This is a genomic window from Streptomyces sp. NRRL F-2580, from assembly GCF_000720115.1.
Lineage (GTDB): Bacteria > Actinomycetota > Actinomycetes > Streptomycetales > Streptomycetaceae > Streptomyces.
Window position 1 is genome coordinate 1 of sequence record NZ_JOIR01000042.1, and the last position, 14937, is coordinate 14937.

At 67.5% G+C, this 14937-nt stretch carries 10 protein-coding genes and 3 pseudogenes; 8 read left to right on the forward strand and 5 right to left on the reverse strand.

Features of this window, described 5'->3' with window-relative positions:
• Window positions 1-111: transposase (locus IF88_RS45880; protein WP_037807981.1), on the reverse strand; the 111-nt coding region annotated here is incomplete at its 3' end.
• Window positions 112-391: 280 nt separating this feature from the next.
• Window positions 392-1012, reverse strand: coding sequence for a hypothetical protein (locus IF88_RS0133240; protein ID WP_030721092.1), 621 nt, complete (start codon window positions 1010-1012; stop codon window positions 392-394).
• An 879-nt stretch (window positions 1013-1891) separates the two neighbouring features.
• Between IF88_RS0133240 and IF88_RS45885 the strand changes: the two are divergent.
• Both IF88_RS45885 and IF88_RS44520 read left to right on the forward strand, forming a co-directional pair.
• Window positions 1892-2041, forward strand: a pseudogene (locus IF88_RS45885) (DUF3117 domain-containing protein); the annotation flags it as partial.
• A gap of 45 nt (window positions 2042-2086) precedes the next feature.
• Entirely contained in the window at window positions 2087-2263 is a 177-nt protein-coding gene (locus tag IF88_RS44520) for a DUF3117 domain-containing protein (protein WP_078893303.1), read from the forward strand.
• A 542-nt stretch (window positions 2264-2805) separates the two neighbouring features.
• On the opposite strand, the pseudogene IF88_RS48535 reads toward IF88_RS44520, so the two are convergent.
• Together IF88_RS48535 and IF88_RS41240 are read right to left on the reverse strand one after the other, a co-directional pair.
• Window positions 2806-2901 (reverse strand): annotated as a pseudogene (locus tag IF88_RS48535) (XRE family transcriptional regulator); the annotation flags it as partial.
• 285 nt (window positions 2902-3186) lie between these two features.
• A pseudogene (locus IF88_RS41240) lies at window positions 3187-3541 on the reverse strand (PRC-barrel domain containing protein).
• On the opposite strand from IF88_RS41240, the gene IF88_RS0133260 reads away from it, so the two are divergent.
• A complete protein-coding gene (locus IF88_RS0133260) occupies window positions 3522-4259 on the forward strand; it encodes a hypothetical protein (protein WP_234323780.1) in 738 nt (245 codons plus the stop codon). The pseudogene IF88_RS41240 and the gene IF88_RS0133260 sit on opposite strands and share 20 nt — an antisense overlap.
• 273 nt (window positions 4260-4532) lie before the next feature.
• Here IF88_RS0133260 and IF88_RS0133265 read toward each other — a convergent pair whose 3' ends face one another.
• On the reverse strand, window positions 4533-4859 hold the full coding sequence (locus IF88_RS0133265) for a putative quinol monooxygenase (protein ID WP_030721095.1): 327 nt from the start codon (window positions 4857-4859) through the stop codon (window positions 4533-4535).
• A 93-nt stretch (window positions 4860-4952) separates the two neighbouring features.
• Between IF88_RS0133265 and IF88_RS0133270 the strand changes: the two genes are divergently transcribed.
• The 5 genes from IF88_RS0133270 to IF88_RS46900 all read left to right on the forward strand — a co-directional run bounded on the left by IF88_RS0133270 (window position 4953) and on the right by IF88_RS46900 (window position 14904).
• The gene (locus tag IF88_RS0133270) at window positions 4953-6365 is read left to right on the forward strand and encodes a PLP-dependent aminotransferase family protein (protein ID WP_037807983.1); all 1413 of its coding nucleotides are present in this window, start codon (window positions 4953-4955) and stop codon (window positions 6363-6365) included.
• Between the two features lie 335 nt (window positions 6366-6700).
• Window positions 6701-7843 carry an SMI1/KNR4 family protein gene (locus IF88_RS0133275; RefSeq protein WP_234323781.1) on the forward strand — a complete coding sequence of 381 codons (1143 nt, stop codon included), beginning with the start codon at window positions 6701-6703 and terminating at the stop codon, window positions 7841-7843.
• Window positions 7844-7956: 113 nt separating this feature from the next.
• Window positions 7957-8829 (forward strand): hypothetical protein, encoded by an 873-nt coding sequence (locus IF88_RS42525; RefSeq protein WP_051837983.1) that lies wholly within the window; start codon window positions 7957-7959, stop codon window positions 8827-8829.
• Window positions 8830-9160: 331 nt separating this feature from the next.
• The gene (locus IF88_RS41245) at window positions 9161-14218 is read left to right on the forward strand and encodes a ricin-type beta-trefoil lectin domain protein (protein WP_158754718.1); all 5058 of its coding nucleotides are present in this window, start codon (window positions 9161-9163) and stop codon (window positions 14216-14218) included.
• Window positions 14215-14904 (forward strand): hypothetical protein, encoded by a 690-nt coding sequence (locus IF88_RS46900; protein ID WP_158754720.1) that lies wholly within the window; start codon window positions 14215-14217, stop codon window positions 14902-14904. The genes IF88_RS41245 and IF88_RS46900 overlap by 4 nt, the downstream gene beginning before the upstream one ends.
• Window positions 14905-14937 lie beyond the last annotated feature (33 nt).

The window sequence follows — 14937 nt, forward strand, 5'->3', positions numbered from 1 at the left end:
GGTGTTCACCCCGAGATCACCAGCGACCGACCTGATCGTTGCTCCTGGCCTCGACCGGTACAACGCGACCGCGTCCGCCTTGAACTCGGCGGGGTAATGCTTCATCCCCACAGGGACTCCGTTCTCCTGGACCATCAAGATCCAAGTGTCTCCGGTGTCCAAAATCCGGGGTCAAGGCCCGGTCGTCAGCAGGTCGCCGACGTGAATGGGCTTCGACGACGCGTCGGCGCGGCACCAGACTTTTCCGATGACGGCAACTGCTCGACGGAAAGCGCCCTCTCCCTCTCGGCCCGACCCGGGCTTCCGGCGGTCCAGGACGAGTGCCGGCACTCGGTCACCCCACCTGACACCACGCCTGCCACACACGTGTCATACGCCTGCTTGCAGGGTGTCAGCGCGCCCTAATCATCGAGGATGGCGACTGTGCCCGGACCGATCTCATCAGTATCGTCCTCTCGTACAGCCACGTCGAACTGCTCGGCCACATCCCCCCTGTCAGCACGAGGTCACCAGTGACCTCGACACTTCCCTCAAAGAGCCCGGCGAGGCGGCCTCCCCGGGCGTGCACGCCGACACCTTGGGCGCTGAAGCCGATCGTCCCGGTACCGGCGCCCTTGTGCTCGCCCCAGACGCCGCTGCCGCCGGTGGTGCTCTCTGACTCCCCGTGGACCCCTACCCAGTTCTTGGACTTGCCTGCCACGCCGGCACCGTTTGCAGCGTCGCCGAGTACGCCTTGGCCCTCTGTATCGCTGTGCTTGCCGAACACAGCGGGGTTGAAGCGGCCCGAGGTCTCGCCGACCACACCGGCGCTGCCGGCGGAGTTGGCTCCGTAGACTCCGGCCCCTCCGATCGTGCTGTTACTCAGGCTCTCGACGCCATGCCAGCGGGCACCCTTGCCCTGGACGCCTACGGCGTCCCCCCGCCCCCCGACGCCGACCGTTCGCTCGCCCGGGGTGGCGGTCCCGGTGACCGCCACGCTGTCATCGCCCGTCACTGTTTCGTTGATGGCCATTCCGGTTCTCCCTCTCCGCGGGCCCGGTCAAGCGTGATCGGACCCGACTTCAAATGGGTCCTTGCATGGCACAGGGATGTGGGTGGATGTGCAGGGAACGCGTTGCACTTCTTCCTTCAACTCTCATTCGCCAGCCGGGCAGGCGGCAGGCGCAAACCGGCGGCGAAGGCACCACGCGGCGGTCAGGTATGCGGACGCCCCCCTTCACCCGTGCCCGTGCCTGAGCTTGACTCTGCCGGGGATCTTGTAGCTGTCGAGGTCAGCCGCTGACGCCTGGGCCGGTGAACAAACTGACGGTGGGCGGTTGGTGGTGGTCAAGATCCGTGAGCGCTGACGCCGCTCACAAGGCCGCATGCGTCCTGGCCGGCTCGCGGCGAGATGTTGTTCAGCGCGGGCTCGGGGCGGTGGCGAGGCGGTAGACACCTCACGAAGCCAAACCGTCAAGCCGCTCAGTAGCGAGCTGCTGGGCCTGTCCGCCAGGCCCGCTCACATGGCCGTCCGATCGACACCCGGTTCGGGGAAGGGGAGGATGGATGGAGCGGCGCCTTTCCGATCAGTCCGGCGCCACAGCGGCGCCACAGCCCTATATCCGTTGTCGCGCTGTGGCTGGAGGGACCACTCCCGGAGCGCTGGCGCGGCGACTTGCCCCCTGTTTCCGCGGCCCTCCATTCATCGCGAGGGAGGACACCCATCATGACCCGGCGCATCCGACGCAATGCCGTCATCTCGCTCGTCGCCTCATCGTTCCTTCTGGGGGCCACGGTCGTCCTAACGCCTGCCGCCACCGCGACACCCGCTCTGGGGGCGTCCACAGTCAAGACCGAGAGCAACGGGACGCGGGCACTGTCCCTCAACGACGGTGAATTCCCTTACGGCAGGATCAGGCCGCGGACGGGCGACGGCCCGCTCGAGGCCACCATGGAGGGGCAGAGCATCGTCACGCGCATACCGCTCGAAGGCGGCGGTCGGCTCGTAGTCGAACTGACCCCGGACGAGGCCGATGCCCTCGCTGACGCACTCAAGACCGTCGCCAACGAAGGTGAATCCACTCAGCCGCTGAACGTCAGGGCCATCATGCTGCCGCGGACGGGCGACGGCCCGCTCGAGGTCAACGAGGAGGGGCAGGGCATCGTCACGCGGATACCGCTCGAAGGCGGCGGTCGGCTCGTAATGGAACTGACCCCGGACGGGGCCGGTGCCCTCGCCGACGCACTCAAGAACGTTTCGTCGGCTGATGTCGTTGGTCAGTGAGACTGAGCTTGACTCTGTCGGGGATCTCCGGGCTGGTGGTGTCAACCGCTGGAACTTCTCCAGGACTTCGGCCGGTGGATGCCGTGCTGGTCCAGGAAACTCTGGAAGGCAGTCGGGCGTCGGGGCGGAGGTGTTCCTCCGGTTGGTGGCAGGCCGGTCCCCACAGAGCTACGCGCCCACCACCTCACCCGTCACCGCGCCGCCCGCCTCACCGACGCACCATCACAAACCCCCGCCACCTGATCGACACCCTCGGACGGATCACCCCCAACCAGCCCGTCTACGACCGGCGCGAGTACCCAAACCGAGTGGTCTGCGGCGCCGTGGCCGCCAGCACCCGCACGACCGGCACCCTCGCACTCTCCCTGCCCCTGGCCAGCGCCCACCGCCTCAAAGCAGCCACCCAACAACTCGCCCACAAGCCGTCCCCATCCTCCTCGCCCTGCTCATCTCCAAAACCCTCCCGGCCGGCCCAGACAACCCTCACCCCCAGCCGAACCGACCAGCAGCGCCATCACCCCCGCAGGGCTCCAACGCCTGTGCGCTGAGCCGTTGCGGGCGTCGAAGAGGCGCTGGGCGTAGGTGGCGGGGAGGTGGACGGTGAGGCGGCGGACGCGGCCGTCGTAGGAGGTGCCGACGGCCGCGAAGGCTCACGCGCATGAAGGCAGGGCCGGATCTCGGCCCACTCCACGCGGCTGCGCGGGAAGGTCCGTGAACGCGAAGGCCGTGAGGCCGAGCCCACTGCGGGGATCATCGACGCGCAGGCGGTGCGGGCCGCCGCGACGGTGCCGGCCGCCTCGCGCGGCATCCCTTCCCTGCCCATGACAAGCAAGCCGGAGCCAGGCGGCGCGCTGAGCCCGATCGCCACGCTGACCAGGATCACGAAGAGCGTCATGACGTAAGGCACCTCCTTGAGGGGCCGGTCAGCGGCGGGCCAGCTGGCGCTCACCGTTCGCGCCGGGCTGGTAGAGCAGGCGGTAGTACGCGAAGACCGCAGCCTCGTCCTCGGCGGGCAGGACGTCGTCCGTGCCGATCGGCGGGAAGTTCTTCACCAGCGGCCGGTCATAGTCGACCTTGACGTAGCCGGGCCCGACAATCGCGCCGTTCAGCGGGACGAAGACCAGGTGGCGGCGGGTGGGCAGCCCGACCTGGACGGTGGCCATGGCGGCTCTTCGGTGCTGGTGTCGACGTAGACGGTTTCCCGCCGCCGATCGTGTGGCCGCCTGCATCGCCGACGTCGTGGGTGCGCCACTCACGGATGTCCGCGCTCTGGATCAACCTCACGCCCGACTCCCACAGGGTGACCGCCGACGGACGAGTAGAACTGCGACGGCTCTCCCGACTGCGCAGCGCACCCGCCGCCCGGCACCGCTACGCCACCGACACCTTCCTGCTCTGGCTCTACGCCACCGGACACGACCAGCGCCCTACGGACCCGACCGCCTTCCTGGACGCCGCCGAGTCGCACTTTGCAGGCGATGCCCTATCGGAAACTGAACTCGACTACGCCCTGGCGCGCCTGACGAACTCCGGACTCGTCGAAGACGCCGGCACCGAACCCAGAACCGTCGCCATCACCCTCGACGGCATCGACTGCGTACTTTCTGGAGCGACTGTGAGCGACTACCTCAACCGAACCCGCCCTGGCGACTACTACAGCATCACCGGTACCAACGTCGTCGCCGGATCCCAGGGCAAGGTCGAGCAGCACAACCACAACAACGCCTTCGACCCCGGAGTCATGCGCGAGTTCGCAGCCCTGGTCCAGCAGCTCGCCCCGACCTACGGCCTCGATCCTGTGCAGCAGGCTGAGCTCATCCGCGACGCCGAAGTCCTCGATGAGGAAGCCAGCAGCGAGACCGCCCAGCCCGGACGTGTCCGCGCGGCGTACGACACCGTTATGGGCCGACTGACCCAGATCGGCGCCGCATCGGCCGCCCTGACCACGACCCTCCAGCAAGGCCAGCAGGCATATAACGCAGTCTTCGGCGGGTAGACCCCGCGCGTGTCGGCGCCGGGCACCGCCAGGGCGGCCCACGCAACGCGTGTACGGGCTTTCGGGGCGCGCAGCAACTCCCCGTCTACCATACGCGAAGCGGTAGCCGCCCTTGGCCGGACGGCAGACGCGCGCCCGCGGCCCGAACCGCGCCGGTCCTTCAGCCGCTCGGGTAGCTCGAGCCGCACGGGGGCCTCGCGGGCGAGGACGCTCAGCGGGTCGGCGTCCTTGCCGTGCCGGCAGCCGGGCCGCGCCGAACCGCGTTGTCGATGATCAGGCAGCCGTGGGTACGGGTGCCAGACGTCGCATGAAAACCGCCTGGACGCCACCGTCGAGGAGGTCGTCCGAGCGGGCGAGGAACTCCTGGAGGTGCGGCTTGTCCAGGTTGGCTGCGTGGTCCTGCCGGCTGCGCCACATCTCATGGAAGTGGAACGAGGCCGGGTCGTTCACGTCGACGTGCAGGTCGTAGCTGATGCAGCCGGGTTGGCTCAACGTGTACGGCACGAGCGCAGTCAATGCTTCCCGAAGTTCCTCTTCCCGTCCGGCTCTCGCCCGCAGCCGGGCGACGACGGTGAGGCTCTCGTGATTCACGGATGACATCAGTTGGTGCTCCTGGTTCCTGGCCTGGCATGAACGCCGGGCTTGCGAACACTGACGCTAGAAAGAACCGGTCCGGGTGTACAGTCCACTCGCATGCCTGCTGACCGGACCAATCGCGCCACCGGCCTGCTCGTCGAGCTCCCCGACGACGGTCGCCCGATGCACGAGCGCCTCACCGGCGCGATCAGGATCGCCATCGGGCAGGGCCGGCTCGGGCCCGGGCATCTGCTTCCGTCCAGTCGTACGCTCGCCGCGGAGCTCGGTTGTTCCCGGTGGGTCGTCAACGAGGCGTACGTCCAACTCACGGCCGAGGGACACCTGCAGACCCGGCGGGGTTCGGGCACCCGGGTCGCCGCCGCCCGGAGCGAGCCGGCACCGAAGCGGAGCGCGGCTCCGGAAGCGCCGCCGTGTGTGGCAGATCTTCGGCCCGGCGCCCCGGACATCAACGGATTCCCCGCCGCTGCCTGGATGCGGTCCCTTCAGCACGTGCTCACCGTCGCCGACTGGTCGCCGCCGGTCTTCCCGCCCGCAGAGGGAGTACCCCTCCTCCGCGAGGTGGTCGCCGCCTACCTGAGGCGGGCTCGGGGCATCCTGGTGGAGAGCGAGGAGGTATTGATCACCTGCGGCACCTCGCACGGCATGGCCGCCGTCGCGCGCGTGCTGAGCACCAGGGCGGATTCCGGGGTGGCGGTTGAGGATCCCGGCTGGTTCCGCCTGCGGGAGGTGGCCGCCGCCACGGGCTTGCGCATCGAGCCGGTCACCGTGGACTCGTCGGGTGTCGACGTCGAGGCGGTGCGCCGGGCGGATGTCGGCGCGCTGGTCTGCGCACCGGCCCACCAGTTCCCTACCGGCGCGGTGCTCTCGCCGGACCGTCGTCGGGCCCTGCTGGCCTGGGCTGCGCAGAGTTCTGGTCTGATCGTGGAGGACGACTACGACGCCGAGTTCCGTTACGACGGCAGGCCGGTCGGCGCGTTGGCCGGTCTCGGGCGCGAACATGTCGCCTATCTGGGTTCGGTCAGCAAGACGTTGCACCCCGGCCTGCGGCTCGGCTGGCTCGTGCCGCCCGCCGGCCTGCGCAGGCCGCTGCTCTCGGCCCTGGAGGCGACCGGCGCCGGCCCCAGCACGCTCGAACAACTCACCTTCGCGCATTTCGTCGAGACCGGCGGCTACGACAGGCATCTACGGCGGGCCCGTAAAGCGTACCGCGCCCGCCGGGACGCTCTGGTCGCCGCCCTGACCAGGCACGTCGCGATAGGTGCCAACGGCATCGCCGCCGGTCTGCATCTGACGGTGCCGTTGCCGCAGGGCACCGACGAGCATGCCGTCGTCGCACGGCTGAGCGAGCTGGGCGTCGCGGTGGTGCCGCTCGCCCGGTACACGATCAGCCGTCAGGCGCCTGCCCTCGTCGTCGGGTACGGCCGGCTCGCCCCGTCCCGGGCGGTGTGGGCGGCCGACCGGATCGCCGAGGCCGTTCGTGAGTGCTGGCAGCCGAGGCCGAGCGCGTGAGTGCGCAGTTCGGCGATGCTGATCGGCACCGTCTCGCGGTCGCCGGCGACGTCCGCCACGCGGCCGAACCAAGGTCAGGTTAACCAGCGCGTGCTGTGCTTTCTCGGGCCACCTCGGTCGATGCCGCTCCGCGTCCAGTTCGCCACCCTGCGGGCGATCTCGTCCTCCAGGCGCGCCAGTCCGACCTGCGAGGCATACCCGCCGCCGCCCGATTTCCGCCTGGTCCGAGGGGACGGAAGAATCTGGCGAGTACATGACGCACGCTGGAAGGACGTCAATTGACATCGGACATAAGCACATTTGCCAACCCTTCCACCGGGCGCCCGCCCTCCTCTGTGCCCATCGACTGGGCGGCCGTCGAGGACTGGCTCGGACTGCGGCTGCCAGCTGACTACAAGCGGCTTGCCGACCGGTACGGGCCGCTGGACTTCGGTGAGTACGTGTGGATCCACGTGCCGTGCGTCCAGCGGGACAGCTTCGACTATGGCGAGTGGCTGTGCGCGACGCACCGGGAGGCGCGGATCGAGGCGCGGGGGCTGCCCGAGGCCGAGCGGCCTGTGCTCCACCCCGAGCCGGGGGGCCTGTTGGCCTGGGGCTGCACGCGGGGCAGCGACGTATTGTTCTGGGACACCTCGGCCTCCGTCGACCCCGACAAGTGGACCGTGGTGGTGCGGCACTCGGGGGCGGTGCCGGGCAGTGGCCTGCTGCGGTGGCACCGGTACGACCTGACGCTCACTGACTATCTGCGGCACACCGTCCGTGACACCTGGGAGCTCCCTTCTCCTCCCGGCCCGCTGCTGGGCCCGCTGCCGGGTACCGTCGCGCGGACCGCCTTCCTTCCCGACGCCGAGGCGTGGATCCCGCCCGCGCCGGTCCCGCCCCGACTCACCGGGGCCGAGCGCCGAATCGCGCTGGAGACCGGCACCGGGCTGGACGCGCTGCAGCTGCTGTCGCCGCCACCCGAGCGCCCGTACCTCGGCAACGGCTCCTGGGAAGGGCTGTTCGCCGAGCTGGGGACACGGCTGCCCGGGGAGTACGTGCGGCTGATGGACGGGTACGGCGCCGGCGCCTGGAGCGGGTGGCTGCGGTTCCACACCCCGCTCCGGACCGGCGAGCGGCGCTTCCTTACGCACCTCGAGGACACCGCGGACGCCTACCGGCAGCTCAAGGACGGCCACCCGGGCTGGTACCCGCTGGCTGTTTGGCCCGAGCCCGGCGGCTTCCTCCCCTTCGCCAACTCCATCGACGGCGACTACCTCGGCTGGCTCACCGAGGGCGGGGATCCCGACACATGGCCGCTGATCGTCTGGCCGCGCCACGCCGACCAGGGACCGCCACTCGAACGCGGCCTGATCGACACCCTCCTCGGCTGGCAACGCGGCACGCTGATCACGCATGGGTTCGCCGCCCTGGACGAGGACGACGACCCTGTTGAGTTCGCGGACTTCGAGCCCTGGGACGACAGCGCCTACTGGTGAGCTCTCGGCTGACGATCGCCCGGTTGCCCGTCCGGCCGGGCACTCTGCGACCGTTCCGTCGAAGGTCGCCGGGTTGCACGACCCGGACGGCGCCGTCGCTCATCTGTGGCAGCATGCCCGGATCGCCGAGCGGGGGCCGTCTGAGGCAGCTGCGCCGCCCTGGTGCGCCCGAGCTCTTCACCACGCTCGGTGCCCTGAGCGTGGCGCTGGAGTACTTCTATGAGCGGGCCGGAGTTCTGCCGCTGCGACGACTCCAGAAGCAGATGGGCGCCGCCCATCTGCTGCCGGTCAGCGAGGCCGCGAGGATCGTCACCCGGGAGGCGCTGCCGGCCAGCCGTCAGCAGTGCGTCGCCTTCCTGACGGCCTGCGGGCTCACTGACCGCTTGGCGGGCTACGGCCTCCGCAACACCAACCTCTCGGGCGCACCCGCCGCAAAGATCGAGTTCAGCGTCGACGAGCGGTGCCTCAAGGAGGGCTTCTGCGCCCCGGACAAGTTCGAGTCGAAGAACTACGGAGAGAAGCAGTACTGGTGGGACACTCCGTCCACTCTCCACTGCAAGGCCGGAAGCGACTGCTATGTCAGCTCGCCGACGTTCTGGACCCGCAAGCGCCTGACCGCCGTCACCACCAAGGCCCAGCGCACCGAGGGCTCCACCGACCTCTCCTTCGTTGACAGGTGGAGCCTGTCCCACTACTTCCCGGAGCAGCGCACAGACACCTCCCCGCCGCTGTGGCTGGAATCCATCCTGCGCACGGGGTACAGCACCCAGAAGGACAGCGCCGACGCGCAGCTAAGCGAGTCGCTTCCCCTGGTTACCTTCCGCCCCAACGGGAAGGACATGCCGAACCGAGTCAAGGACGGCGAACGACCCCAGGCCCGACTTCGACCGCCTGCGGATCGAGAACATCGCCACCGAAACCGGCGGCGACATCCACGTCACCTACTCCGAACCCTGCGCGGTCGATGCACCACGCCCGCAGCCTGAAGCGAACACCAGCCGTTGCTACCCCGTCCACTGGTCACCGGACAGCAGCCTGGAGAACCCGCCGCTGGCGTGGTTCAACAAGTACGTCGTCACCGAGGTCACGGAGAAGGACCGCGTCGCCCTCCAGCCCGACGTCACCACCAAGTACAGCTACGAAGGTGACGCCGCCTGGGCCAAGGACACCGACGAGTTCTCCAAGCCCAAGATGCGCACCTACAGCCAATGGCGCGGCTACGCCTCCGTCGTCACCACGCGAGGCACCACCACCCCCACCACGGGCGAGTACGACGCGACCGAGCAGTCGGAGACCCGGACCCGGTACTTCCGCGGCATGTCGGGCGACGCCGGCCGCGTCAAGATCACGGTCAAGGACTCCAACGGCGCCGACATCGCCGAGGACCTCCCCCAGTACCAGGGCATCGCGACAGAGACCACCACGTACACGAAGGTGGGCGGCACCCCACTCTCGCGCACCCTGACCTGGCCGTGGCACGAGAAGACCGGTGAACGGGCCAGGCCCGAGAACACCACGCTGTACGCCTACCGCTCCGGCACCTCACGCACGGACGAGATCCAGTGGATCAGCAACGGCTCCACCCGCACCGTCCGCAAGCGCAACACCTTCGACAACAAGTACGACCCACAGTTCGATGCGTCCTACGGGCTCATCCAGGCCATCCAGTCCGAAGTGGTGACACCCAACGGCACGGGCGGCGAGCAGCTCAGCGACCAGACCTGCGCCAGCACCACCTACGTCCACAACACCACCGCACACCTGATCGGCCTGGCCGCCGGCATCCGCACCACCGCGGGTGACTGCTCCCAGAAGGCCACCGGGGCACTGCTCTCGGAGACCCGTACCTCCTACGACGCGCTCAACGCGTTCGGAGCCGCCCCCAGCAAGGGACTGGCCTACCAGGCCGACACCAACGACGGGGCCGGCACCGGCTGGATCACCACCGCGCGCACCGAGTACGACGCGCTCGGACGGCCCACCAAGGCCCTCGACGCGGCGAGCAATCCCGTCACGACGGTATACAGCCCGCCCACTGGTCCCGCGTTCACGGTGACCAGCACCAACGCGCTGGGGCACACAACCAGCACCAAGAACGACCCCGGCCGCGGCGTGCCGGTGGAGGAAGCCGACGCCAACGGGCGGAAGGTCACCACCGCCTACGACGCCCTCGGCCGGGCCACGGCCGTCTGGACACCGTCACAGAAGCCCGGCACCGACAAGGCAGCCCACACCTTCGCCTACGAGATCAAGGAACACACACCGCCGACCGTCACCAGCGCCACCCTGCAGGACGACGGCACCTACAAGCAGTCGATCGCGATCTACGACGGCCTGCTGCGCCAGCGGCAGGGACAGACCGACGCATTGGGCGGCGGCCGCCTGATCACAGACACCCTGTACAACGCCAACGGCGCTGTCCGCCGGACCAACAACAACTACCTCGCCGAAGGCAAGCCCGAGAAGAAGATCTTCGTCCCCGAGTCCGATGGCGTCGTCCCCAATTCCACTCGGGTGGCCTACGACGGTGTCGGACGGGTGGTGCACACCACCACCTTCCACCGAACGGCCCCGCAGGACTCGAGCACCGTCGAGTACGGCGGCGACTGGACGAGGTCCCGGACCGGCATGTCGGCCGATGGCAAGACCCCGCTCAAGGGCAGCCGCGCGGTCAATACGACGGTTGACGCTCTCGGCCGTACCTCGCAGGTCGAGCACTACACCACCACCAAGTCCGACCTGACCAACTCCGCCTCGAACAAGACCAGCTACACCTACGACCTGCGCAACAAGCTGACCAAGGTGACCGACACCAAGGCCAACACCTGGTCCTACGCCTACGACGCACGTGGCCGGATGACCACGTCGGACGACCCGGACACGGGCAAGTCGACCTTCACCTACAACAACCTCGACCAGCAGGTCTCTGTCACGAACTCCGCCGGCCAGGCACAGTTCACGACCTACGACGTACTTGGCCGCAAAACCGAACTACGGGACAATTCCCCCACCGGACCCAAGGTCGCCACCTGGACTTACGACACCCTGCCCAACGCAAAGGGCCAGCCGGTCGCATCCATCCGCTGGGCGGGCGACACCGCGTTCACGAGCGAGGTCACCGGCTACGACAGCGAGTACCGGCCCACCGGTTCGAAGATCACGATTCCGGAGATCACAGGCACCCCTGAGTTCCCCGCAACCAAGGGACTCGCCGGCACCTACGCCTACAGCACCACCTACACCCCTACGGGCAAGGTCCAGTCGACGACCCTTCCGGCAACACCCGGCGGGCTCGCCGCCGAGAAGCTGATCACCCGGTACAACGCTGACGGCATGCCCCAGACCATGTCAGGCCTGACCTGGTACACCGCCGAGACGGTCTACAGCCCCTTCGGCGAGGTCCTGCGCACGGCATCGGGCAGCGCCCCGAACCGTGTGTGGACGACCAACTCCTTCAACCCGAACACCGGCCGGCTCAGCAGTACCGAGAACCACCGCGAGACCGCACCGAACCTCCTGTCCGCCACTGCCTACACCTACGACGCCGCCGGCAACCCCACGTCCATCACCGATACCCGGCCTGGCGCGACAGCCCAGCTGCCGCCAAACGCCGACCGCCAGTGCTTCACCTACGACGCTCTGGGTCAGCTGGTCAAGGCCTGGACCGGCAACACGGACACCTGCACGGAGCCCACCGATCTGGATCCGACGCACGCGACCGCAGGCCCGGACGGAGACGGCTACTGGCAGGAATACCAGTTCGACGCGATCGGCAACCGAACCCAGCTCCTCGACAAGGACCCCTCCAACGGCTCCACCCGCGAGAAGACGACCTACGCCTACGGCATTGAAATCGGGGGCGGCAACAAGAAGCAGCCTCATGCGCTCGCCCAGGCCGCGAAGACCACCACCAAGCCAGGTCTGACGGTCAACTCGCTCACCACCTACGCCTACGACACTCTCGGAAACACCACGACCCGCCGTATCGACGGCGACACCCAGACCCTGAATTGGGACCCCCGCAACAAGCTCACCCAAGCCAGCAGCCCGGGCATCGGCGCCGTTGCCGTCACCGGCCTCGCCGGCAAGTGCCTCGACGTCGACAGCAGCGCCACCCCCAACGCTGGAGGCGCCCTTCCCGTCCAGCTGCTGACCTGCAACGAGTCCAAGGCCCAGCAGTGGCGCCTGACCGGCGGCACCGTCCAGGCCCTCGGAAAGTGCCTCACCGCCGAAGGCGGCGAAGCCGTCCTGAAGCCCTGCGACAGCACCAACGAAGCCCAGAAGTTCACCTACCGCGCCGACAAGACCCTCTACAGCACAAAGGCCCAGGCCTGCGTCACTGTCCCCAACGACAATCCCGCTGAGGGCAACGACCTCGACATCTACACCTGCGTCGCCGGTGCCGCAGCCCAGCAGTGGACCTTCAGCAACAACGCCACCCAGTACCTCTACGACGCCTCCGGCAACCGTCTCGTCGAGGAAACCGGCAGCTCCCGCACCCTCCACCTCGGCGAAGCCGAGATCACCGTCAACAAAGCCGGCCAGGCCATGGACGCCGTCCGCTACTACAGCAACCCCGGCGCCCCCACCACCGTCCGCCGCACCAACGGCAAGACGACAGGCCACAGCCTCTCCGTCCAACTCAGCGACCACCACAACACCGCCACCACCAGCGTCGAACAGGCAACCGGGCAGACGGTCACCCGCCGCAAGTCCGACCCCTACGGCAACCCCCGCGGCACCCAGCCCGGCAACTGGCCCGGCAGCCGCACCTTCCTCGGAACCGGGAACGACGACAACACCACGGGCCTGACCCACATCGGCGCCCGCGAGTACGAGCCCACCACGGGCCGCTTCATCTCCGTCGACCCCGTCATCGACATCACCGACCCGCTCCAGATGAACGGGTACACCTACTCCAACGGCAACCCCATCTCCAACGCCGACCCGAGCGGCCTCAAGTACTTCGCAGGAGACAACGACGGCGGCTTCCAGTCCGCCCCGGAGAACGTCGTTGAAGCCGCCGAAAGGTACGTCCGCGGATACGGCGACGGCAGGCCCAAGGGCAACGGGGGAGGCCCCAAGAACAAAGGCAAAGACTGCGGCATCTTCTCGAAGTGCAACTGGAACAAGACGGTAAAGAGCACTAAGAAGTTCTGGAACGAAAACAAGGTATTTATCGTCTCGTTCACCACCGAAGTCGTCGTCGGAACCGCCTGCATAGCCACAGCAACCGCGACAGGCGTCGCAACCGGCGGAGCAGGATTCGCCCTGGCCGTCGGCTGCGGAGCACTCGCCGGAGCCGCAGGCGCCGCAGCAGCAAACTGGATGAACGAAGACGCGGACCACAGCACTATGGGCGTCCTCACAGACATGACCGAAGGGGCGATCTGGGGTGCTGCGGGAGCCGTGGTTGGTGGTGCAGTCGGTGGCCTAGCGGCACACGCGGCGGCAAGGGTTGCAGAAGAGGGCGCAATACCCGCCGCGAAAGCCCTTGCCTCCCGCATCAAGTGCCTCGTCAACAGCTTCGCTACCGGAACACTCGTCCTGATGGCCGACGGTACAACCAAGGCGATCGAGGACCTGCAACCCGGGGACATGGTCCTGGCAACCAATCCCGAGACCGGGGAAACCGCAGCCAAGGAAGCGACGGCCATCATCCTCGGGGAGGGAGCCAAGAACCTCGTCGAGGTCAGCGTTGACTCTGACGGGAACCCCGAAACACCCGCCGAGAACATAACTGCCACCGACAAGCACCCGTTCTGGGTTATCGGCGCCGCCAAGTGGAAAGACGCCACCGACCTCCAGCCTGGCGAGTGGCTCCGCACCAGCACCGGAGCGCACGTTCAGGTCAAGGCTGTCAAGCGTTGGACGACCCCACGCTCGACCGTCCACAACCTCACCATCGCCGACCTTCACACGTACTATGTGCTGGCGGGGGCCACTCCGGTCCTGGTTCACAATTGCGGTGGCGGGGTAGCACCCAACGGCACGCCTTGCGCATGCAACGGTTCTACCAATCCGTCCAACCTGGACCTCATTCAGTCCATCGCAACGCGAGCTGAGGCCAAGGTTGGTGGCAGTGGCGCAGTCGCGGGCACCAAGAAGCATAAATATGCCGAGACGTTGCTGAATCGCTACCAGGGAATCTACGGCTCTCGTGGACTGGTTGCAGAGCAGAGCTACCTGAATGGGGTTGTAGTGCCACATGGGACTGCGGGAAGTGCCCGCCCAGACGTATATGATCCAGCAGCTGGCATCATCTACGACTACAAGTTCCTTGTGCATCCTGGTAGAGGTATCGGTCAGCGGCAGGCAAATCTAAACGCCAATCAAGTTCCAGGGGCGTGGCTCACAATCGAGGTGAATCCGTGACCAAGTCAGACGTGGCTACGCCGCGCCGTGTGACATCGGACTGGGTTGCAGAGTTCCCGGGCTTCGATGCCTGGCGTCCGATGCATCTCCTGCGCCGAATCGGTCCGGTTGTCCAGGGAATCTGCCTCGACCGGTCAACGTCTGGGGACGGATACACCCCAACTGTGCACGTTCATGCGCTGACCAGGGAGTTTCCGGTGATCTCTCTGATGTTGGGGCAGCGCCTTGAGCGAACCTCAGGTCAGCCGGAACGCATTCTCTTCTCGCGGCATGGGGTCGAGTTCCAGGATGCGGCGCGCACATTGGCTGAGCAGAGCAGGCTCCCTGTCGGGAGCCCTCCGTCGCTGGAACAGATCGTCAAGGAATACCATTCCGCCTCTATCGCTCGGCAAGAATCGGGACTCCCACCAGCCGTCATGGAAATAGAGGACAGCGTCCTTATTTCTGCCGCGGCTGAGAGATCTGATCTGGTTGCAGAAGGGCTGAACCTAGCCAGCGAGCTCGCGAATGTCTGGCCGAAGGCGAGACTGCCGCTCGACTGGGTGAGCTCGGAGGCGTGGCTTGATGGTCTCGCTTCCAAGGTGCGTGATAGCGGCTCGCTATCTGCGATCGTCAATCGTCAGGTCATCAAACACAAACTGAGCAAGATTCGAGAAGCAGCAGTCGGTAACGAAGGTGCGCCCTGAATAAATTCGCCTGATCGGCGATTCGTGAAGTCT